Here is a 20,294-nt window from a genome sequence, read left to right as displayed (position 1 = left end):
TCCGGTCAATTGACGGGGGCACCCCCCGCCGGTCGGCGGGGTCCGGGATCTTCGATCTCCTCCCGGAGAAGGACCGGAAAGACGGATTCCGTGCCGGTGGACACACCCTCAGAAAGTCTGCCGGGAAGGAAACACGGCCTGGATCCGGAATCCGCCGCCCGGCTCGGGCCCGGCTTCGAAGGTGCCGCCGAGCAGCAGGGCCCGTTCGCGCAGACCGATGAGACCGTGGCCGCCGGCGGGCAGGCCGAGGGGGGCGGCGGAACCGTCGTCGGCGGTGTTGCGGACGTCGACCCGCAGACCGCCGTCCAGAGGCTGGACCCGTATGTCCACCTCGGCGCCGGGGGCGTGCTTGGTCACGTTGGTGAGGGCTTCCTGGACCGTCCGGTAGGCGGCCCGCTCCACCGCCTGCGACCAGTGGCCGGGGGTGTCCGGGGCGGCGAGGGTGACGCGCAGACCGCAGTCGCGGACCAGGGCGGGCAGGTCCGTGAGCCGGGGCTGCGGGTCGAGGCCGGGCGCGGGACCGCCGGCCGCCCGCAGGACGCCCACCATGTGCTGGAGCTCGGTGAGGGTCTTCACGGAGAGCTCGCGGACGGTCCCGGCGGTCGACCGTACGGTGGCCGCGTCCGGTTCGCCGACCTGGAGCGCCCCGACCTGGAGGCTGATGAGGCTGACCTGGTGGGCGACGACGTCGTGCATCTCCCGCGCCAGCCAGGCCCGTTCGGTGGACAGGGTCCGCTCGGCGAGGAGCCGGTGCTCGCGCTCCCGGCCCTCCGCCAGCTCCCGCTGCCGCTCGCGGCGCACCCGGGCCGTACGCCCCAGGACCAGCGCCCCGACGGCCAGGACGCAGGAGTCCATCGCCATGATCAGGGTCTCCCGGTCGACCGCGAGCTCCGGCAGGTCCGTGACCGGGTACGGCAGGAACTGCGCCAGGGCGACCGCGACGGCGCCCACGGCTCCGACGGCCACGTTGCGGCGGCGGTCGGCGAGGCAGTAGAGCGCGATCAGCGGGGCGAAGGCCAGGTGGCCGACGTACATGCCGGGCAGGCCGACGAGCAGCACCACCTCGGGCCACCGCCGCCGCAGCACCAGCGCGCCCGCCGCGGCGAGCGCGACCCAGAGGCCGGGTCCGGTCCCGAAGCCGTTGACGAGGAGACCGTCGCCCACGGCGATCCCGACCGGCACGGCGGCACGGCCGACGGCCCGCGTCCGGCGGGAGGTGAGAGACGTACGGCAGGTGAGAGACATGCGGCGGACGTACGTCATGACACCCCGCCGGCCGGATCGGCCCCCCGCGCCCCGCCGATCGGACCGGCTCACAACGCCCCGTCGATCAGGCCCGCCCGGTCCGCGAGCACCGCCGCCTGGACCCGGTTAACCCCGCCCAGCTTGGACAGCACCGAGCTGACGTGGTCCTTCACCGTGCCGTGGGAGAGCCGCAGCTCACGGGCGATCTCCCGGTTGGACAGGCCCGCGCCGACCAGGGCCAGCACCTGGCCCTCGCGGTCGGTCAGGGCCCCGGTGCGGTCGGCCGCACCCTTGCCCCGGCCCGCGGCGAGGTAGCCCTCGATCACGGGGCCGACCGCCTCGGGCGCCAGAATCCGGCCGCCGGCGGCCAGCACGCGGACCGCGTGGACGAGCTGTTCCGGGGCCGTGTTCTTCATCAGTAAACCGACCGCCCCCGAGCGCAGCGCGTCCTCGATGTGCCGGCCCGCGTCGAAGGTGGTCAGCATCGCCACGGCGGGCGGCGCCGTCAGCGCGCCCACCTGCCGCAGCACGGTCAGCCCGTCGACCTCGGGCATCCGGATGTCCAGCAGCAGGACATCGGGGCGCAGCTCCCGTACACGATCGACGGCGTCGGTCCCGTCGCAGCAGGCGACCACCTCGATGTCCGGGGCCGCTCCCAAGATCAATTTCAGCCCGGACCGGACCAGCTGCTCGTCGTCCACGACGGCAACCCGAATCACGACGCTCCCCTCCGCCCGGCCGACCAGGAATCACCGAAGGGTACGGCAGGAGCGGGGAGCACTCCAGGGGAAGCGGAATGTTGAATTCCAGACCTTCCCGCTCCCGTCGGCGGCCGCGCCCGCCGCACCTCCCGGGCGGGCCGGCCGTCGCACCGGCGGCATCGGGAGCCCCTCCCCCAGATCTCCGCAACGTGAACGTTGTGCGTCAAGTAGCCATGGGCGTGGCGGCCTTGACATTCCGTCGCGTGGCCGATGATAAGATCATCTTACTTCCAGTGGGCTGATGGCGTATGGGGGCATTCCGGGAGGAATGGATTCCTCGGCCCCACCTTCGGAGGGGCACCTCCCGAAGCGGCGCACGGTCGTGGCGAACGAGCCCTGACTGCGTGCCGCATGACGGGGTGTCAAGCCGTTTCCGCCATGGCACTTGAAGTGAGTCTCATGACATTTGCACAGGGCCCTGTCGTCTGGGCGCTGGTTGTCGTAGCCCTGGTCGCCGTGGGTGCCGTTCTGCGCGCTCGCGCGATCAACGTCAAACTGCGCAGGAACCACGCCGAGCTGCGCCAGGAGCGCGACGCCCTCCTCCACCAGCGGGACGAACTCCACGTCGTCCACAACACCCTGCTCCAGCGGCAGTCCGCCGAACTCGCGGAGGTCCGCAAGGACGCCGAGGAGGAGACCAAGGCCGTCCTCAAGGCAGCCGTCCGTACCCTCCAGGGCCTCGCCGACGAGCAGCAGGTCGTGATCGAGAAGGCCCAGCGCAAGTACGGGGACGACCCCGGGATCCTCGCCGATCTGATGGCCGTGGACCACGCCAACAGCCAGTTCGGCCGGCGCGCCCAGGGCATCGCCGTGCTCTGCGGCGGCTGGCTCGGCCGGCGCGAGACCGTGGCCTCCGTCTTCGACGTGGCCCGCAGCGCCCAGGGCCGTATCCGGCACTTCGACCGGGTCCGGGTCAACGGCCAGGTGAACTTCTCCGTCGTCAGCCGCGCGGTCGAACCGGTCGCCGTGGTCCTCGCCGAGCTGCTCGCCAACGCCACGAACTACTCCGCCCCCGGCACCCCGGTCGAGATCAACATCCAGGCCGTCCCGACGGGCGTCTGCCTCATCGTCGACGACGCCGGTCTCGGCATGGGCCAGGAGGAGAAGGACCGCGCGGCGGCCCTCCTCTCCCCCCAGGCCGCGATCAGCGTCTCCAGCCTCGGTATTCCGCCGCAGTTCGGGTTCGCCGTCTCCGGGATGCTCGCCGCCCGCTACGGCTTCCGGGTCTCGGTGGACTCCGTTTCCCCCTATGGAGGCGTACGCGCGGTGGTCCTCATCCCCGACGAACTGCTCACCACCGAGGCGCCGCCCGCCGCCGCACCGGCCGAGGCGCCCGAAGCGGCGCTCTCCCCGGCGCCGCAGGTCCGGCAGCCCGACCAGTGGCAGGCCAGGGCCCAGTCCCCGGCTCAGCCCCAGCCCCAGGCGCAGGCGCCGAGCCCGGCCCCCGCGCCGACCCCGCTCTTCCCGCCCGGCGCCCAGCCGGACACCGCCACCCAGCCGCTCGCCCAGATCACCACCACCGCCGGGGGGCTGCCGAAGCGTCGTCGCAAAAGCCCGGTCTCCGCGGTGCCATCGGCCGAACCCGGGCCCGTGCGCAGCAACGAGGAGACCGCGTCACGACTCGGCGCGTTCCAGCGCGGCACCCGGTCCGGGCGCGACACGACGACGACGGAAGGACCCGAGTTCCAGTGAACCCCGATCTGTCCTGGGTACTCAACGACCTGCTCCAGGTACCCGGCGCCCGCCACGCGATCCTGGTGTCCGCCGACGGCCTGCTGCTCGCCAACTCCAGCGAGATCGGCCGGGACGACGCGGAGACCGTCGCCGCGGCCATGAGCTCCATGCAGTCCCTCAGCCGGGCCGTCGCCCCCTTCATCGGCACCCGTGACCCGGGCAGATGGCGCCAGACGCTCCTGGAGTACGAGGACGGCTGGATCTTCCTGATCGCCGCGGGCACCGGCGCCTACCTCGCCGCCACCGCCGCCGCCGATGTGGACATGGAGGCGATGTCCTTCCGGATGCAGCAGCAGGTCACCGCACTGGGCAAGGCGATGACCACACCGCCCCGCCGAACCGCGGACAGCGAGATATGACGGCGCCGGGCGAGGAGCAGCAGGTCAGCAGCGGGTTCGTCCGGTCCTATGTCATCACCGGCGGGCGCGGGCTGCCCGACGCGGAGGATCTCTCCCTCGTCACGCTGGTCACCCTCGCCCCCGAGAGCCAGCCGCCGCCGAACCCGAGCCCCGAGGTCAAGGCGATCTGGGAGCTGTGCTCCGGCGGCTATCTCTCGGTGGCCGAGGTCGCCGGCCACCTCGGCCTGCCGGTCGGGGTGGCCCGTCTCCTGCTCCAGGATTTACACCAGCAGGGACACCTGCTGCGCCGGAAGGCGCCGCCGCCGGCCCAGCTCGTTGACAGGAAGATCCTCGAAGAGGTGTTGCATGGACTCCAAGTCCGGTTCGGCTGAGAGCATCTATGTGCCGGAAGCGGTCCAGCGCGCGGCGAAGATCCTCGTCGTCGGGCACTTCGCGGTGGGCAAGACGACGCTGATCGGCACCCTGTCCGAGATCACGCCGCTGCGCACCGAGGAGCGGATGACCCAGGCCGCGGCCCAGGTCGACGACCTGCGCGGCGCGCCCGACAAGAAGACGACGACGGTCGCCCTGGACTTCGGGCGGCTCACCCTCAGCGACGAGCTGGTCCTCTACCTGTTCGGTACGCCGGGGCAGCAGCGGTTCGTGGAGCTGTGGGAGGACATGGCGCGCGGTTCGCTGGGCGCGCTGCTCCTGGTCGATCCGGCGCGGCTCGCCGACACGTTCCCCGTCATCGACCTGGTGGAGACGTACGGGCTGGAGTACGCGGTCGCCGTCAACAGCTTCGACCCGTACTCGCAGCACGCCGAGGACGAACTGCGCGAGGCGCTCGACCTCCTGCCGGACACCCCGGTCGTCTTCTGCGACGCCCGGGACCAGAAGTCCTCCGCGCACGCCCTGATCACCCTGGTCCGCCACCTCCTGACGCACGCGACCTGACGCGCGCACGGCCCGGCCCGTACGCGGTCCGACGCGCACCCCACGACGTAGACGTACCCGAAGCCGGGGCCCGACCGCCCCGCGATCACACCGAGGAAGCCGACATGGATCCGCAGCCGGGAGCCACCCCGTACAGCGCCCCCGCCGGGTGCCCCATGCACCAGCAGCAGACGTCGCTGTACGGACCGGAGTTCGCCGCCGATCCGCACCGCTTCTACGAGGCGGCACGCACCCACGGCCCGGCCGCGCCCATCGAGCTGGCCCCGGGAGTGGACGCCACGCTGATCGTGCAGCACGAGGCGGCGCTGCGGGTCCTCCAGAACCCGGCGCTGTTCGCCCGGGACTCACGGCGCTGGGCCGCGCTGCGCGAGGGCGCCGTCCCCATGGACAGCCCGGTGCTGCCGATGATGATCTACCGGCCCAACTGCCTGTTCACCGACGGCGCGGAGCACCTGCGGCTGCGCAAGGCGGTCACCGAGTCGCTGGCCCGGCTCAACAGCAGCCGGCTGAGCCGGGACGTCGAGCGGATCGCCGACTACCTGATCGACCAGTTCATCGAGCGCGGCACGGCCGACCTGCTCAACGAGTACGCCAAGCTCCTGCCGCTGCTCCTGTTCAACCAGCTCTTCGGCTGCCCCGGTGACATCGGCGACCGGCTGACCCGCTCGATGTCGGCGATCTTCGACGGCGAGGACGTGCTGCGCGCCAACGCCGAGCTGACCGAGTGCCTGATGGAGCTGGTCTCGATCAAGCGCCGCCAGCCCGGCGACGACATCACCTCCTGGCTCATCCAGCACCCGGCGGGGCTGCGGGACGAGGAGCTGAAGGACCAGCTGGTGATGCTGATGGGCGCGGGTGTGGAACCGGAGCGCAATCTGATCGGCAACGCGCTGCTGCTGATGCTCGCGGGCGAGCAGCCGGGCGCGCCCGAGCGGCGCGGTTCGGGGATGCTCGTCGAGGACGCGCTGGACGACGTCCTGTGGAACAACCCGCCGATCGCCAACTACGCCACGCACTACCCGGTACGGGACATCGAGCTGGACGGGGTGGTCCTGAAGGCGGACACCCCGGTCCTGATCAGCTTCGCCGCAGCGAACAGCGACCCGGGGCTCACCGACGCCCGCCAGACCCTCAGCAAGGGCGCCCATCTGGCCTGGGGCGCTGGCCCGCACGTGTGCCCGGCCAAATCGCCCGCGACGCTGATCGCGCTGACCGCGATCGAGAAGATCCTCAACACCGTCCCGGACCTCTCGCTGGCCGTGCCCGCCTCGGGGGTGGCCTGGCGTCCGGGCCCGTTCCACCGGGCCCTGATCGCGCTGCCCGTACGGTTCACGCCGACGGCTGCGCGGCGGGCGTCGGCCGGGGTGCAGCCGCCGGCCCAGACCTCGGCCCAGCTTCCCGACCCGTACCGGAACGCCCCCGCCTCCCCGCCGGTGACACCCCGTCACGCACCGGAGCCGGCCAAGAAGCAGAAGGGCTGGTGGAGTTCGTTCCTGGACGTGTTCCGCGTATGACTCACAGCCCGACAATTCGCGGGTGAGAACGGGCATTCGTGACGATTGCATGTGACGGGGGCAACAAAGATCGATGCTTGGCGCAGATATCCGGAGGGGTAGGTTCAGTTCGGTAACCACGGGCCTAGGTCAAGGAACTCTGCGTGAGCATCACTGGTGGTACAAGCAGGACCCCGGACGGCCGGCGCGCGGTCATCAATCTGCTCCGCAGACTCAATTCACCCGGAGGCCAGGCCGAACCGTACGGAATACTCGCGGAGCTGCGGACGATGGGTGACGTCGTCCGAGCTCCGTGGAACGGATACTTCGTCACCGGGTTCGACACCTGCAGCACGGTGCTCAGGGGCCGTAACTGGCTCGCACCGGACCTCGCCTGGCAGGAGCGGCAGGACGACTCCAAGCAGTGGGACGCGATCGCGACCCGGGAGATGACCACCACCCTCGCCCGGCTCAACGCCCCCGAGCACACCTGCCAGCGCCGCTCGCTCGGCAACCTCTTCGACCGTTCCACCATCGAACGCCTCGCCCCCGACGTCGAGCGCGACGCCGACCGGCTGCTGGACGAGCTGGCGGAGAAGCTCCGCTGGGGCGAGGCCGATTTCGTCTCCACGGTCAGCGAACAGCTGCCGGTCAGCACCGTCGGCTCCTGGCTGGGGATACCGCCCGAGGACTACCCGCACATTCTGGAGATCACCCACAACCAGGTGTACGCCCAGGAACTGCTCCCCACCAAGTCGCAGTTGGCCGTCTCCGCCGAGGCGACCCTGGCGCTGCGCGCGTACTTCACCGAACTGGTCGCCCGCCGCCGGGCCGAGCCCCGCCACGACGTGCTCACCGGCTGGATCCACACCTGGGACGCGATGGAGCCGGACCGGGAGAAGGCGGACGAGATCCTCTACCGGCTCACCATGTTCGTCACCATCGCCTCGCTGGAGACCACCGCGACGCTGCTCACCTCGATGACCCACCTGCTGACCGAGCCCACCCGGTGGGCGTGGCTGCGGCAGTACCCGGAGCACATCGACGCGGCCGTGGACGAGGTGCTGCGCTACGACCCGCCCATTCACATCAACACCCGGATCGCCGCCGAGGACACCGTCCTGGCCGGCGTTTCCATCAAGAAGGACAGCATGATCCACGTCCTGTACGGAGCGGCCAACCACGATCCGCGGCGGAATCCCGACCCGGACGGCTTCGACATCCTGCGCGGCGGCAGCCACCTCACCTTCGGCGGCGGGGTGCACTACTGCCTGGGCGCGGCGCTGGCCAAGCTGGAGGCGCGGACCCTGCTGGCGCGGATGCTGGAGCGTTTCCCCACCCTGCGGACGGTCGCGCCGCCGCAGTACGCCTCCCGGATGGTCTTCCGCCGGATCACCTCGCTGGGCGTGGCGCTGTGAAGCTCTCGCTGCCCGACTTCCTGACCTCGAACGACCGCTCCACGACGGTACGCACCCGGCGCGAGGGCGCCGTCCTGCACGTGGAGCTGAACGCGCCCGCGAGCGGGAACGCGGTGACCGAGGCGATGCTCGACGAACTGCTGGACGTCGTCGCCGCCCCGGACCCGGAGGTGCGGGTGCTGGTGCTCGGCGCGGCGGGGGACGACTTCTGCCTGGGCGGGGACCGCACCGAGTTCGGCCAGTGGCTGGAGGAGGACCCGACGGGCCGGGGCATCCGGGTCGCCGGGGAGAAGGCCCGCCGGGTCTGCGAGGCGCTCTCCGGCGGCCGGGCGGTGACGATCGCCCGGGTCCAGGGCAAGGCGGTCGGCGCGGGGTTCGCGCTGGCCCTCGCCTGCGATCTCCGGGTCGGCGCGGAGAACGCCTCCTTCCGGCTGCCGGAGCTGGCGCTCGGGCTGCCGACCGCCTGGGGCGGGCTGCTGCCCCGGCTGATCCACGAGGTGGGCGCGGCCCGCGTCCGCGAGCTGATCCTGACCGGCCGGGCGTTCGGCGCCGCCGAGGCCCGCGAGCTGTCGGTGCTCCAGCGGGTGGTGCCCGAGGCGGAACTGGACGACGCGGTCGCCGCCTGGGCTAAGCCGGTGGTCCGCCGCCCGGAGGCCGCGCTGCGGGTCACCAAGGCGCTGCTGAACTCCTACGCCGCCGCCACCCGGCTGGCCGACCCCTCGTTCCTCGACGCGGAGCTGATGGCCTCGGTCGCGGCCGCCACCCGGCGCTCTCCGGCGGGCGGCGACGGGACGGGCGGGTCACACTCGTAAAAACCCGAGTGGGAGGTCTCCGGCGTGGACGTACCGGTGTGGCTGTGGATCGTGTTCGCCGTGACCGTCGTCGTCTCGCTGGCGGTCGACCTCCTGGCGCACCGCAAGGCGCACGTCATCGGCTTCAAGGAGGCCGGGTTGTGGAGCGCCCTGTGGGTCGGTCTCGCGCTGGTCTTCGGCGGAGTCGTCTTCCTGACCCTCGGGACGACCGCCGGGACGGAGTACACGACCGCGTGGCTGCTGGAGAAGAGCCTTTCGGTCGACAACCTCTTCGTCTTCGCGCTGATCTTCGCGTACTTCAAAGTGCCCCGGGAGTATCAGCACCGGGTGCTCTTCTTCGGCGTCATCGGCGCCCTGGTGTTCCGGGCGCTCTTCCTGACCGCCGGTGTCGCGGTGGTGAACCGCTTCACGTTCGTCCTGTTCCTCTTCGCCGCGATCCTCTTCTACAGCAGCTATAAAATCCTCAGCGGCCAGGAGGAGAATTTCGACCCGGGCAAGAGCTACGCGGTACGGCTGCTGCGCAAGGTCATGCCGGTCCAGGACGAGTATTCCGGCACGCATTTCATCGTCCGCGAGGAGGGGCGGCGCATCGCCACGCCGTTGCTCGCGGTGGTCGCCGCGATCGAGGCGGCCGACCTCATCTTCGCGGTCGACAGCGTGCCCGCGGTGCTCGCGGTCAGCGACGACCTGTTCATCGTCTACACCAGCAACGCCTTCGCGATCCTGGGGCTGCGGGCCCTGTACTTCCTGCTGGCGGGACTGCTGGACCGGTTCCACTACCTGAGCCACGGCCTGGCGATCATCCTCGCCTTCATCGCGGTCAAGCTCGTCCTCCAGGCCTGCCACAAGATGATCAGCACCTCGATCCCGGAGATTCCGTCGCCGGTGAGCCTCGCGGTGATCGTCGTCATCCTGGCGGTGTCGGTGACCCTGAGCATGCGCCGCCCGCCGCCGGACCGGAACAGCACGGACGCCTCCGGCACCGATACGGGCAAATAGGGCGAAGGCAAAGCAAAGGGAAAGACTTTCCCAAATCCTCTGCCGGGCCTATCGTGAGTGAATGGACAGCAAAAAGCGTGACCTTCATCAGCGGGCCGCTTTCATGTGCCCCACCTGCAAACAGTCCGTCCCCGCCGAAATCCACCGCCACAAGTCCCTGGGGATCTTCGTCCCGGTATGGCGCGCGGGCCCCTGCGAGAACCCCGACTGCCCGGAATACACCACCGCCCGGGAGTGGCGCGCCCGGCACCGCTCACACCACTGACGCCCCGGCCGGCCCGGCCCGGTCCGCCCGACGCGCGGGCCGGCCCCCGGCTGACTGGCCTGGACCCCACGGGTGGGGGCCGAAGGCAGAGCTCGGTCCTGGTGCCTCTACCTCGCCTCGCGGGACACCGCCGCGACCGCCGCGAGGGTCCGCGAGAACGGCGGCGAGATCCTGGTGGAGCCGATGGAGGTCGGCGCTTTCGGCACGATGGCGCTGGCCCGCGACCCCGGCGGAGCCGTGTTCGGCATCTGGCAGGGCAACGTTCATGAGGGCTTCGAGACGGAGATGGGCGCGCCCGGCGGGTACTGCTGGGCCGAGGTCTTCACCCGGGACGCGAAGGCGGTGGACACGTTCTACCTTGCGGTCTTCCCGTACACGGAACGGAAGATGGACGACGCGACGATGGACTTCGCCGTCTTCGAGGTCCAGGCGCAGCCGGTGCTCGGCCGGATGGCGATGGACAGCGGCTTCCCGCCCGAGGTGCCCTCCTACGTCAACGTGTACTTCGCCGTCCCGGACTGCGACGCGGCGGTGGCGAGGGCGACCGAGCGCGGCGGGGTGCTGCATTACGGACCGATGGACAGCCCGTTCGGCCGGTTCGCGGTGCTCGGCGACCCTCAGGGCGTCGCGTTCTCCGTGATCGACGTGACCACCACCCAGGGCGAGATGCCGGCGATGAGTCCGGCGACGTGACCTGACGCCGGCTGTCGGCCACCCACGGGCCGCGACCGGAGCACCGGCGCGGCCCGTTCGCCCGCCCGGCGCGCCGACGCACGCACCTCCGCAGGCTCCGGAACATCCGTAGCTTCCTCCGATACTCCTCGCATCTGCGATGGAACATCGTCCAGAGAATCGCACATGCCACCAGAACTGGCCTAGCGTGTCGCACATGCAGTCCTACACAATCGGCCAGGCAGCACGACTTCTCGGGGTCAGCCCCGACACCGCCCGCCGCTGGGCGGACGCCGGCCGGGTCGCGACCCATCGCGACGAGGCCGGCCGCCGTGTCATCGACGGCCGCGCGCTGGCCGCCTTCTCGATCGAGGTCGGCCAGGGAGCGGGCGGCGAGGACGAGGCCCCCTACACCTCGGCCCGCAACGCGTTCCCCGGCATCGTCACCGCGGTGAAACTCGGCGACGTCGCGGCCCAGGTCGAGATCCAGGCCGGGCCTCACCGGCTCGTCTCGCTCCTGACCCGGGAAGCGGTGGAGGAGCTGGGCCTGGAGGTCGGCATGCGGGCGACCGCCCGTGTGAAGTCGACCAACGTGCACATCGACCGCACCTGAGCCCGCCCCGCACTCCCGTACCGCACCCGCGCGTACGCCCGGGTCCTGCGCCTCACGCCCATGCGTCCAAGGAGCCTCACCCTCATGTCTCTCCTGCCCACCCGCCGCCGCGCGGCCGCCGCCGTCCTGACCGCCGCGCTCCTCGTGCCGCTCGCCGCCTGCGGCGCCGACGACTCCGGCACCGCGAAGGGCAGGGACCGGGGCACGGCCGACGGCTCGGGGTCCGATCCGGGCGCCCCGCAGGCCGATCTGACCGTGCTGGCCGCGTCCTCCCTGACGGACGTCTTCAAGGAGGCGGGGGCCGCGTACGAGGCGAAGAACCCCGGCACCAGGGTGACGTTCTCCTTCGCGGGCTCCCAGGAGCTGGCCGCCCAGGTCAAGCAGGGCGCACCCGCCGACGCCCTGGTCACCGCCGACACCACGACGATGGACGGCCTCTCCGCCGACACCGGCAAGCCCACCGTCATCGCCAAGAACCGCCTGGTCATCGCCGTCGGCGAGGGCAACCCGGAGAAGGTCGAGAACATCGAGGACCTCGCCGACCCGAAGCTGAAGGTCGTCCTGGCCGCCCCCGAGGTGCCGGTGGGCCGCTACGGCGAGCAGGTCCTCGACGCGCAGAGGATCGAGGTGAAGCCGGTCTCCCAGGAGCCCAACGTCCGCGCGGTCCTCAGCAAGGTCGAGCTGGGCGAGGCGGACGCCGGGCTCGTCTACAGGACCGACGCCGCGTCCGCCACCGACAGGGTCGACGCGATCGAGATCCCGGACGCGCAGAACGCCATCGCCTCCTACCCGGCCGCCACACTGAAGGCGTCGAAGCACGGCGAGGCGGCCACCGCGTTCGTCGCCTGGCTCTCCACGCCCGAGGCGCGGAAGATCCTCCGGGGCGCGGGCTTCCAGCAGCCGTAACCGCGCCCGCCCGGCACCCCGTACGTCCCGACACCCGCTCACCGCCCGACGACCCCGCTCGTCCCGGCGGGCCCGTACCGTCCTACGGGCCCGCCGGGCACAGCCCGCCCCCCGCCGCCGCCCGACGAGGTCACCATGAAACGACCGGCGCTCCGCCGTACGCCCGGGAGCCGCGCACCCCTGCTGCTGACGGTGCCCGCGCTGCTGGCCGTGGCGTTCTTGATGCTGCCGCTCGTCGGGGTCCTGGCCCGCACCTCCTGGGGCGGGCTGGGCGACCACCTCACCGCCGAGGCCACCACCGAGGCGCTGCGGCTCTCGCTGCTCGTCTCGCTCTGGTCGCTGGGTCTCTCGCTGCTGTTCGGGGTGCCGCTGGCCTGGTTGCTGGCCCGGGTGCCGTTCCCCGGCAAGGCGTTCGTCCGCTCGCTGGTGCTGCTGCCGATGGTGCTGCCGCCCACGGTCGGCGGTGTCGCGCTGCTGCTGGCGTTCGGACGGCGCGGGCTGCTCGGCCCCTGGCTGGAGGACACCTTCGGCGTCACGCTCCCCTTCCACACCTCGGGGGCCGTGCTCGCCGCGACGTTCGTCGCCATGCCGTTCCTCGTCATCTCGCTGGAGGGCGCGCTCGGCGGACTGCGCCCCCGGTACGAGGAGACCGCCGCGTCCCTGGGGGCGTCCCCGATCCGGGTGTTCCTCACCGTGACGCTGCCGATGGTCGCGCCCGGGCTGATCGCCGGAGCCGCCCTGACCTGGGCACGGGCGCTCGGCGAGTTCGGCGCGACCATCACGTTCGCCGGGAACCTCCCCGGCACCACGCAGACCCTGCCGCTCCAGGTCTACCTGCTGCTCCAGGACTCGCCGGAGGCCGCCACCTCCGTGTCGCTGCTGCTCCTGGCCATCGCGATGGTCGTGCTCGTCGCCCTGCGGGGCCGCTGGACCGGCGCACCCGGCGACCACCGGGACCCCGCGAGCCGTGCCGTGGCGGCCGGCCCGGCCGCCACGGCCCCGGACCCGTTCCCCGAACCCTCCGCCGACCTGCTCGAGAAGAACCCGCCCGAGCCCTGGCCGCTGCACGCCGACGTCACCGGTTTCACCCGCCTCACCCTGGACGCCGGTCCCGGCACCACCATCGCGGTGGTCGGCCCCAACGGCGCGGGCAAGACGACGCTCCTGCGGGCCCTCCTCGGCCTCACCCCCCGCGCCCGCGCCGAACTCCGCCTCGGCGACGACGACGTCACCGGCCTCCCCCCGCACCGCCGGGGCGTGGCCTGGGTCCCCCAGGACGGGGCGCTCTTCCCGCACCTGAGCGCCCTCACCAACACGGCGTACGGGCTCCGCGCCCACGGTGTGCCGCGGGCCGAGGCGCGTCGCGATGCCCAGGGCTGGCTGGACCGGCTCGGGGTCGGCCACCTCGCCCACCGCAAGCCCGCCCAGCTCTCCGGGGGCCAGGCCCAGCGGGTCGCCCTGGCCCGCGCGCTCGCCGCCCGCCCGCGCCTCCTGCTGCTGGACGAACCGCTCGCCGCCCTCGACCAGACCACCCGGGCCCGGGTACGGCACACCCTGCGCGGGCACCTCGCGGAGTTCGGCGGGGTCTGTCTGATCGTCACCCACGACCCGGTCGAGGCGGTCTCGCTGGCCGACCGGGTTCTGGTGCTGGAGGACGGCCGGGCCCTCCAGGACGAGCCGCCCGCCCAGGTCACCCGGCACCCGCGCTCGCCCTGGGTGGCCCGGATGCTGGGCCGCAACGCCTGGCCCGGCGCCGCCACCGCCGACGGGCTCGCCCTGGAGGGCGGCGGCCACCTCGTGGTCGCCGAACCCCTCCCGGCGGGCACGGACGCCCTCGCGGTCATCGCGCCGGAAGCCGTCTCCGTACACCGGGAGCGGCCCACCGGATCGCCGCGCAACGTCTGGCCGGGCACGGTCCGCGAGATCACCTCGGGCGGCAGCCGACTGCGGCTGCTGATCACCTCGGCCGAGGCACCGGACCTGGTCGCGGAGATCACCCCGGCAGCCGCCGCCGAGCTGGGCATCGCCGACGGGAGCGCCGTCTGGACCAGCGTGAAGGCGACGGAGGTGACGGTCGTACCGCTGTAGCCCCGGGAACCACCTGCCCTCCCCGCACGTACTCCTGTACGTACATCACCACGAGGATCGGGGACCCATGGCACTGTTCGGCAACGCCCACACGATCGACCCGGCCGCCGCCCAGCAGGACTACGCGCGGCTGCTGGGACAGGGCGAACAGGTGCACGCCGCGTTCCTGCTGGTCCGCGACAGCATCCTGTTCACGGACCGGCGGCTGATCCTCGTCGACAAGCAGGGCATCACCGGCAAGAAGGTGGAGTACCGCTCCATCCCGTACCGCAGCATCACGCAGTTCTCCGTGGAGACGGCCGGTACGTTCGATCTTGAGGCCGAGCTGAACATCTGGGTCTCGGGCAACGCGGTGCCGATCCAGAAGACCTTCACCAAGGGCGTCGACATCTACGAGGTCCAGGCCATCCTCGCGCAGTCCGTCGCCCGGTAGCCCTTCGCCGCACGAGGGTCAGAGCGACGGGCGCAGCCGGGCCGCCGCCGAGTGGCCGGGGACGGTGGCGCGCAGCTTCGCGGCGCGCTCCCGCAGTTCGGGCAGCAGCGCGTAGAGCGCGTCGCCCGGGCAGCGGGTCTCGAAGCTGTCGCGGTGCCCGGAGATGACGTGCAGGTGGGCCACCTGGCCCTCGTCGAAGCGGCTCTCGTCGTTCGTCGAGACCAGGTCGACCCCGCCCAGCGGATCCGCCCCGGGCCGCAGCTTCCACGCGGCGAGCCTCACCAGCGCGTCCATCATCGGCTTCGGCACCTCCGCCCCCGGGCCGAAGTTCCCGATCGCCGCGATGCCGACCGTGTCGGCGTTGAACCCCTTGGTGTGCGCGCCGAGCACCGAGCGGCCGACGCCCCCGGCCCGGCCCTCGTAGATGGTGCCGCAGCGGTCGACGAGGAAGTTGTAGCCGATGTCGTCCCAGCCGTCCTGCCGGATGTGGTCGCGCTGGACGGCCCGGATCAGCCCGGGGGCGTCCGCGCAGTCGTAGTCGTTGGGGTTTCCGGTGTGGTGGACGAAGACCGCCCGCGCCGCGCCCGTGTAGTGCGGGCCCTCCCGGACCAGCTTCTCGTCCGCGTGCCAGTCCCGGCGGCTGACCATGGCCGGCTGCGGGAGGCCGCGCGGCGGGCGGGGCCCGGTGGCCAGCTCCGCCCCCGGCGCGCGGAACGCCGGCCCGTCCCCGAACACCAGGAGGGCCAGGGGCAGGACCAGAACGCCCAGGACGAGTCGGCGGGACCACATGGACTCCACCCTGCGCCCCGGCCTCCGGGTTCGCAGAGGAGCGGGCCGTTCGGGTGACAGGGCCCCGGGCCCCCACAGCCCGGGCGTTCCGTGCGGAAATGCGCGTTTCATCGGCTTTTCTTACGATGAGATCCGGCTCATCGCCCGCTCCCGGCGGGGGTGCCCGGCGGAGCGAGGAACCATGGCCCACGACCGTGTGCGGGACGAACCGGATGTCGGCCTCAAGCCGAATGCGATCGGGTTCGTCGACGCCCTTGTCATCGGTCTGAACGCGACCTCTCCGGCGTACTCGCTGGCCGCCGTCATCGGCCCGATCGTCGCCCTGGTGGGGATCTACGCCCCGGGCGTCATGTTCGCCTCGTTCGTGCCGATGCTGCTGATCGCCTCCGCGTTCTACTACCTGAACAAGGTCGACCAGGACTGCGGTACGACGTTCTCCTGGGTGACCCGGGCGATGGGCCCCTGGGCGGGCTGGCTGGGCGGCTGGGCGATCACCATGACCGGTGTCCTGGTGGTGGGCTCGCTGGCCGATGTGGCGGTGAGCTTCACCCTGCTGGCGGTGGGTCTGGACGGCTGGGTCGAGAACGACTTCGCACGCCAGGCCCTGACCGTGCTGCTGATCATCGTCATGACCGGGCTCTGCGTCATCGGCACCGAGCTCTCCGCCAAGGTGCAGAACGTGCTGATCCTCCTCCAGATCGCGTTCCTGCTGGTCTTCGTCGCGGTGGCGCTCTACCGGGTGTACGCGGGCACGACCGGCTTCGACTCGATCGAACCGTCCATCGGCTGGCTCGACCCGTTCGGCGCGGGTGGTGCCGCGCTGACCGGCGGGCTGCTGCTCGGGGTGTTCATCTACTGGGGCTGGGAGTCCGCGGTCAACCTCACCGAGGAGACCGAGGACTCCGCCAGCGCCCCCGGCAAGGCGGGCCTGTGGTCCACCGTCGTGCTCCTGGTGACCTACCTGTCGGTCGCCGTCGCGGTCGTCGCCTTCGCCGGGACGGCGTTCCTGGCGGAGAACGCGGGCGAGGAGGAGTTCGTCTTCGCCCAGCTCGCCGGGGACGTCCTGGGCGGCTGGGACTGGATCCTGCTGCTGGCGGTGGCCACCTCCGCGATCGCCTCCACCCAGACGACGATCATCCCGGCGTCCCGGACCGCCCTGTCCATGGCCCGCCGCCAGGCGCTGCCGCGGCACTTCGGGCACATCAGCCCCCGGTTCCGCACCCCGGACGTGAGTACGTGGTGGGTCGCCGGGATCGCCATCGCCTGGTATCTGATCGTCAACCAGATCTCCGCCAACGCCCTCTTCGACTCGCTGACCGCGCTCTCCCTGCTGATCGCCTTCTACTACGCGCTCACCGGGGTGGCCTGCGCCGTCTACTACCGGCGCCATCTCACCGAGAGCCTGCGCAACTTCCTGCTCATCGGGCTCGGCCCGGTGGTCGGAGCCGGACTGCTGACCTGGCTGCTGGTGCGCTCGGTCATCGACATGTCCGACCCGGCCAACTCCTACAGCGGCACCTCCTGGTTCGGGCTCGGCCCGCCGCTCGTCATCGGCATCGCGATCGCCCTGGCCGGCGTGGTCCTCATGGTGGTCCGGCGGCTGCGCGACGCGGCGTTCTGGCAGGAGCGGCCGGGGGTCGCGGACCCGGACCTGGTACACGCCCCGACCCGGAAGGGCCCGTGAGATGTCGGTCGTCCTCGGTTACGACGAATCCCCCGGCGCCGCCCGCGCCCTGCGCATCGCCATCGAGGTGGCGGCCGCGTACGGGGAGGAGCTGGTGATGGTCTACGGAGCCGCCGCCCCCGGGCTGCGCGACGGCGCGGAGTACCGCAGCCACTACGACGCGATCCGGCAGGCCGGGCGCACCGGCCTGGAGCACGCGCTCACGTCCGCCGAGGAGGCGGGCGTACCGGCCTCGGTGGAGGTGCTGGACGAGAAGCCCGCACAGGCCCTGCTGGACGCCGCCGAACGGCACGGGGCCCGGGTCATCGTGGTCGGCACCTGGGGCGAGAGCCCGATGCGCGGGGCCCTGCTGGGTTCGACGCCGCACAAGCTGCTGCACATGTCGACGGTCCCGGTGCTGTGCGTACCGACGGAGGAGGAGGGCCCGGAACAGTCACAGCCGCAGCCACAGCCTTAGTCGGCCGTACGGGAGCAGCCGCGGACGTGGGCGGCCACTGGGCCCGGAACAGCCGCGGACCCGGGCGGCCGCCGGGCCCGGAACAGCCGCGGACACGGGCGAGCCGGTCACCACGCCTCCCCGCTCTCCGCCGCACGCCCCGGAACGGCCCCGCCCCCGCTCCCGCCCTCCTCCCCGCGCAGCAGCCGGAACGCCAGCAACGGGAAGACCAGCACCGACACCATGGCGGCAGCGACCAGGGCGGCGGCCTCCCCCGCCCCGATCACCTTCTCGTCCAGGCCGATCGCGGTGATCGCGACCACCAGCGGCAGACAGGTGGACGAGAAGAGCCCGAGCGCGGCCCGCGAGGGGCGCCCGGACAGGTCGCGCGGGGCCAGCAGATACGCCGGAACCCCCCGCACCAGCAGGAACAGCAGCAGGAAGGCCGGCAGGAGCACCAGCGGGCGGCCACCGTCCAGGAGCGCCGCGAGGTCGAAGTCGATGCCCGTGACGATGTAGAAGAACGGCACGAGGAAGCCGAAGCCCATCGCCTCGACCCGCTCCAGGACCGCGTCGCTGCGCTCGGGCACCGACCCCTGGAGGACGAGCCGGGTCAGCATCCCCGCCGCGAACGCGCCCAGCAAAGTGTCCAGGCCGAAGACGTGGGCGAGCCCCAGCATCCCGGCCAGCAGCAGCATCACGAAGCGCACGGCGAACTGGCCGCTGGAATGCAGGGTCACGGCGACGATGCGGGCGAACCACGGCGGCCGGGGCCGCAACGCCCAGAACACCGCGCCCGCCGTGACGACCGCGAACACGGCCAGCACCGCGCTCGCCGCCCCCGGGCTGCGCCCGCTGAACAGCAGGGCCATCGCGATGATCGGCCCGAACTCCCCCACCGACCCGAACGCCATCACCACCGACCCGAACCGCCCCTCCAGCCGCCCCGAGTCCCGCAGGATCGGCAGCACGGCGCCCAGCGCGGTACTGGTCAGCGCGGTGCCGATGACGAGGCTCTTCGCCAGGTCCGCCCCGCTCAGCAGCAGCGCGACACCGAGCCCGGCGGCGAACGCCAGCACCCAGGCCCCGCCGGCCCGGCGCAACGTGTCGCCGCGGACCTCGGCGAACCGGATCTCGTACCCCGCCAGGAAGATCAGCATCGAGAGCCCGAGGTCGGACAGGGTGTCGATGACCTGGTCGTGATGGGCCCAGCCGAGCACATCGGGCCCGACCAGGATCCCGAGCACGATCTCGAAGATGACGACGGGAACCGGCAGCCACCGCCCGGTCGCATAGCCGAGCAGCGGGGCGAGAACCGCCAGGGCCATGATCAGAACGAGGGTGCCCGGGTGCTCCATCGCTCGTGTATAGCAAGGAGAGCCCGTAAATCACCTGTTATGACACCCTCTGCCCGGGCCCGGGCCCCCGCACCGGTGAAGCACGCACCCGAGCCGGGCGGCCGCAGCACGGACCACCCTGAAGTGAGACAAGGCACAGTGGGCGGAGGGAACCTCTCCGCGTTCTAGGGTGTCAGGATGCCTCAGCTGCCCCTCACCTCCGAGCAGCCGCGTCCCACCGCCGCTGCCGGCGCCCCGGAGACCGGAAAGCCGCCTTCCGACGGCCGGGACCACTTCTTCGACAACGCGAAGTACCTGGCGATCGTGCTGGTCGCGATCGGACACGCGTGGGAGCCGCTGCCGTCGGGCCGCCTCGTGGAAACCGCGTACACCTTCGTCTACACGTTCCACATGCCCGTGTTCATCCTCATAGCGGGCTACTTCTCGCGGAACTTCGAGCTGCGGCCGGACCGGGTGTGGAAGCTGGTCACCAGCCTCCTGGTGCCCTACCTCCTGTTCGAGGCGCTCTACACGCTCTTCGAGCGGGCGGCGAACCGGCCGGACCACGCGCTCTCGCTGCTGTCGCCCTACTGGCTGCTGTGGTTCCTGCCCGCCCTGTTCCTCTGGCGGCTGTCCACCCCCCTCTGGCAGTCCGTGCGCTTCCCGGTGCTGGTCTCCCTGGCGATCGCCGCCCTCGCGACGCTGTCACCGGCCGCCGACGGGTCTCTCCAGATCCAGCGCATCCTCCAGTTCCTGCCGTTCTACGTACTCGGCCTGCGGCTGCGCCCGGAACACTTCCAGCTGCTGCGCTCCACCTGGGTGCGGATCGTGTCGGTGCCGGTGTTCGCCGTCGGGCTGCTCGTGGCGTACTGGCTGGTGCCCCGGACATCCACCGGGTGGTTCTACCGCAAGAGCAGCACCGACCGGCTGGACATGGCCGAGTGGACCGGACCGACCGTCACCGTGCTGCTGTTCGGGGCCGCGATCGTGCTGGGCGCCTGCTTCCTCGCCTGGGTGCCCAAGGGCAGAAGCTGGATGACCGCACTCGGCACCTGCACGCTGTACGGGTATCTGCTCCACGGCTTCGTCGTCCGGGGCCTGAAGTACGGCGGCTTCTACGACGACCCGTTCTTCGCCACCACGCTGGGCACGGTCACGGTCACCCTGGGCGCGATCGCCGTCATCACCCTGCTCTGCACACCCCCGGTCCGGCGGCTGCTGCGCCCGCTGCTGGAACCGCGTATGGCGTGGGCCCGGCAGAAACCACCGGCCGCCCGGGCGTCCTGAGACGCACCGAGCGGCCGGGGGCGGGCA

General features: G+C 71.8%; 19 protein-coding genes and 1 pseudogene. 16 read left to right on the top strand and 4 right to left on the bottom strand.

Going from position 1 to position 20,294, the window contains the following annotated elements:
• Positions 1–108: 108 nt before the first annotated feature.
• Both CCZ36_RS18150 and CCZ36_RS18145 read right to left on the bottom strand, forming a co-directional pair.
• On the bottom strand, positions 109–1,245 hold the full coding sequence (locus tag CCZ36_RS18150; protein WP_237302689.1) for a sensor histidine kinase: 1,137 nt from the start codon (positions 1,243–1,245) through the stop codon (positions 109–111).
• A 68-nt stretch (positions 1,246–1,313) separates the two neighbouring features.
• Positions 1,314–1,964, bottom strand: a complete 651-nt coding sequence (locus tag CCZ36_RS18145) for a response regulator (protein WP_069737656.1) — start codon at positions 1,962–1,964, stop codon at positions 1,314–1,316.
• Positions 1,965–2,405: 441 nt separating this feature from the next.
• Here CCZ36_RS18145 and CCZ36_RS18140 point away from each other — a divergent pair, with 441 nt between their 5' ends.
• The 13 genes and pseudogenes from CCZ36_RS18140 (at position 2,406) to CCZ36_RS18075 (ending at position 14,734) form a co-directional block, all read left to right on the top strand.
• A complete protein-coding gene (locus CCZ36_RS18140; RefSeq protein WP_069737657.1) occupies positions 2,406–3,698 on the top strand; it encodes an ATP-binding protein in 1,293 nt (430 codons plus the stop codon).
• The gene (locus CCZ36_RS18135) at positions 3,695–4,099 is read left to right on the top strand and encodes a roadblock/LC7 domain-containing protein (RefSeq protein ID WP_010063113.1); all 405 of its coding nucleotides are present in this window, start codon (positions 3,695–3,697) and stop codon (positions 4,097–4,099) included. The genes CCZ36_RS18140 and CCZ36_RS18135 overlap by 4 nt, the downstream gene beginning before the upstream one ends.
• Positions 4,096–4,470, top strand: coding sequence for a DUF742 domain-containing protein (locus CCZ36_RS18130; RefSeq protein WP_030707069.1), 375 nt, complete (start codon positions 4,096–4,098; stop codon positions 4,468–4,470). Before CCZ36_RS18135 ends, CCZ36_RS18130 begins: the two co-directional genes overlap by 4 nt.
• Complete coding sequence (locus CCZ36_RS18125; RefSeq protein ID WP_010071483.1) at positions 4,445–5,035, top strand: GTP-binding protein; 591 nt, start codon at positions 4,445–4,447, stop codon at positions 5,033–5,035. Before CCZ36_RS18130 ends, CCZ36_RS18125 begins: the two co-directional genes overlap by 26 nt.
• A gap of 104 nt (positions 5,036–5,139) precedes the next feature.
• Positions 5,140–6,549, top strand: coding sequence for a cytochrome P450 (locus CCZ36_RS18120; protein ID WP_079149576.1), 1,410 nt, complete (start codon positions 5,140–5,142; stop codon positions 6,547–6,549).
• 269 nt (positions 6,550–6,818) lie between these two features.
• On the top strand, positions 6,819–7,946 hold the full coding sequence (locus CCZ36_RS18115) for a cytochrome P450 (protein ID WP_069737658.1): 1,128 nt from the start codon (positions 6,819–6,821) through the stop codon (positions 7,944–7,946).
• Entirely contained in the window at positions 7,943–8,758 is an 816-nt protein-coding gene (locus CCZ36_RS18110) for an enoyl-CoA hydratase/isomerase family protein (RefSeq protein ID WP_069737659.1), read from the top strand. The genes CCZ36_RS18115 and CCZ36_RS18110 overlap by 4 nt, the downstream gene beginning before the upstream one ends.
• Before the next feature lie 24 nt (positions 8,759–8,782).
• Complete coding sequence (locus CCZ36_RS18105) at positions 8,783–9,757, top strand: TerC family protein (protein ID WP_069737660.1); 975 nt, start codon at positions 8,783–8,785, stop codon at positions 9,755–9,757.
• A gap of 331 nt (positions 9,758–10,088) precedes the next feature.
• A pseudogene (locus CCZ36_RS18095) lies at positions 10,089–10,715 on the top strand (VOC family protein); the annotation flags it as partial.
• Positions 10,716–10,911: 196 nt separating this feature from the next.
• A complete protein-coding gene (locus CCZ36_RS18090) occupies positions 10,912–11,307 on the top strand; it encodes a TOBE domain-containing protein (RefSeq protein ID WP_069737661.1) in 396 nt (131 codons plus the stop codon).
• A gap of 84 nt (positions 11,308–11,391) precedes the next feature.
• On the top strand, positions 11,392–12,213 hold the full coding sequence (modA, locus tag CCZ36_RS18085) for a molybdate ABC transporter substrate-binding protein (RefSeq protein ID WP_128818116.1): 822 nt from the start codon (positions 11,392–11,394) through the stop codon (positions 12,211–12,213).
• A gap of 135 nt (positions 12,214–12,348) precedes the next feature.
• Positions 12,349–14,301 (top strand): ABC transporter permease, encoded by a 1,953-nt coding sequence (locus CCZ36_RS18080; protein WP_128818115.1) that lies wholly within the window; start codon positions 12,349–12,351, stop codon positions 14,299–14,301.
• A 67-nt stretch (positions 14,302–14,368) separates the two neighbouring features.
• Positions 14,369–14,734, top strand: coding sequence for a PH domain-containing protein (locus CCZ36_RS18075; RefSeq protein ID WP_069740743.1), 366 nt, complete (start codon positions 14,369–14,371; stop codon positions 14,732–14,734).
• An 18-nt stretch (positions 14,735–14,752) separates the two neighbouring features.
• On the opposite strand, the gene CCZ36_RS18070 is transcribed toward CCZ36_RS18075, so the two are convergent.
• Positions 14,753–15,523 (bottom strand): peptidoglycan recognition protein family protein, encoded by a 771-nt coding sequence (locus tag CCZ36_RS18070; protein WP_069737723.1) that lies wholly within the window; start codon positions 15,521–15,523, stop codon positions 14,753–14,755.
• 181 nt (positions 15,524–15,704) lie between these two features.
• On the opposite strand from CCZ36_RS18070, the gene CCZ36_RS18065 reads away from it, so the two are divergent.
• Together CCZ36_RS18065 and CCZ36_RS18060 are read left to right on the top strand one after the other, a co-directional pair.
• Positions 15,705–17,207, top strand: coding sequence for an APC family permease (locus CCZ36_RS18065; RefSeq protein ID WP_069737665.1), 1,503 nt, complete (start codon positions 15,705–15,707; stop codon positions 17,205–17,207).
• A gap of 1 nt (position 17,208) precedes the next feature.
• The gene (locus tag CCZ36_RS18060; RefSeq protein ID WP_069737666.1) at positions 17,209–17,664 is read left to right on the top strand and encodes a universal stress protein; all 456 of its coding nucleotides are present in this window, start codon (positions 17,209–17,211) and stop codon (positions 17,662–17,664) included.
• A 107-nt stretch (positions 17,665–17,771) separates the two neighbouring features.
• Here CCZ36_RS18060 and CCZ36_RS18055 read toward each other — a convergent pair whose 3' ends face one another.
• Complete coding sequence (locus tag CCZ36_RS18055; RefSeq protein ID WP_128818114.1) at positions 17,772–19,001, bottom strand: cation:proton antiporter; 1,230 nt, start codon at positions 18,999–19,001, stop codon at positions 17,772–17,774.
• A gap of 177 nt (positions 19,002–19,178) precedes the next feature.
• Here CCZ36_RS18055 and CCZ36_RS18050 point away from each other — a divergent pair, with 177 nt between their 5' ends.
• On the top strand, positions 19,179–20,267 hold the full coding sequence (locus CCZ36_RS18050) for an acyltransferase family protein (protein ID WP_128818113.1): 1,089 nt from the start codon (positions 19,179–19,181) through the stop codon (positions 20,265–20,267).
• The last annotated feature ends 27 nt before the right edge of the window (positions 20,268–20,294 follow it).

It is taken from the genome of Streptomyces sp. S063 (genome assembly GCF_002832675.1).
GTDB classification, from domain to species: domain Bacteria; phylum Actinomycetota; class Actinomycetes; order Streptomycetales; family Streptomycetaceae; genus Streptomyces; species Streptomyces sindenensis.
The sequence above is the reverse complement of the archived record's forward strand: the minus strand, read 5'-3'. Positions and strand labels throughout refer to the sequence as shown.

Coding starts and splice junctions, on each gene's coding strand:
- CCZ36_RS18055 (WP_128818114.1), bottom strand. CDS start 19,001: ATGGAGCACCCGGGCACCCTCGTTCTGATCATGGCCCTGGCGGTTCTC.
- CCZ36_RS18115 (WP_069737658.1), top strand. CDS start 6,819: ATGGGTGACGTCGTCCGAGCTCCGTGGAACGGATACTTCGTCACCGGG.
- CCZ36_RS18130 (WP_030707069.1), top strand. CDS start 4,096: ATGACGGCGCCGGGCGAGGAGCAGCAGGTCAGCAGCGGGTTCGTCCGG.
- CCZ36_RS18070 (WP_069737723.1), bottom strand. CDS start 15,523: ATGTGGTCCCGCCGACTCGTCCTGGGCGTTCTGGTCCTGCCCCTGGCC.
- modA (WP_128818116.1), top strand. CDS start 11,392: ATGTCTCTCCTGCCCACCCGCCGCCGCGCGGCCGCCGCCGTCCTGACC.
- CCZ36_RS18060 (WP_069737666.1), top strand. CDS start 17,209: ATGTCGGTCGTCCTCGGTTACGACGAATCCCCCGGCGCCGCCCGCGCC.
- CCZ36_RS18140 (WP_069737657.1), top strand. CDS start 2,406: ATGACATTTGCACAGGGCCCTGTCGTCTGGGCGCTGGTTGTCGTAGCC.
- CCZ36_RS18150 (WP_237302689.1), bottom strand. CDS start 1,245: ATGTCTCTCACCTGCCGTACGTCTCTCACCTCCCGCCGGACGCGGGCC.
- CCZ36_RS18125 (WP_010071483.1), top strand. CDS start 4,445: ATGGACTCCAAGTCCGGTTCGGCTGAGAGCATCTATGTGCCGGAAGCG.
- CCZ36_RS18075 (WP_069740743.1), top strand. CDS start 14,369: ATGGCACTGTTCGGCAACGCCCACACGATCGACCCGGCCGCCGCCCAG.
- CCZ36_RS18090 (WP_069737661.1), top strand. CDS start 10,912: ATGCAGTCCTACACAATCGGCCAGGCAGCACGACTTCTCGGGGTCAGC.
- CCZ36_RS18050 (WP_128818113.1), top strand. CDS start 19,179: ATGCCTCAGCTGCCCCTCACCTCCGAGCAGCCGCGTCCCACCGCCGCT.
- CCZ36_RS18065 (WP_069737665.1), top strand. CDS start 15,705: ATGGCCCACGACCGTGTGCGGGACGAACCGGATGTCGGCCTCAAGCCG.
- CCZ36_RS18080 (WP_128818115.1), top strand. CDS start 12,349: ATGAAACGACCGGCGCTCCGCCGTACGCCCGGGAGCCGCGCACCCCTG.
- CCZ36_RS18120 (WP_079149576.1), top strand. CDS start 5,140: ATGGATCCGCAGCCGGGAGCCACCCCGTACAGCGCCCCCGCCGGGTGC.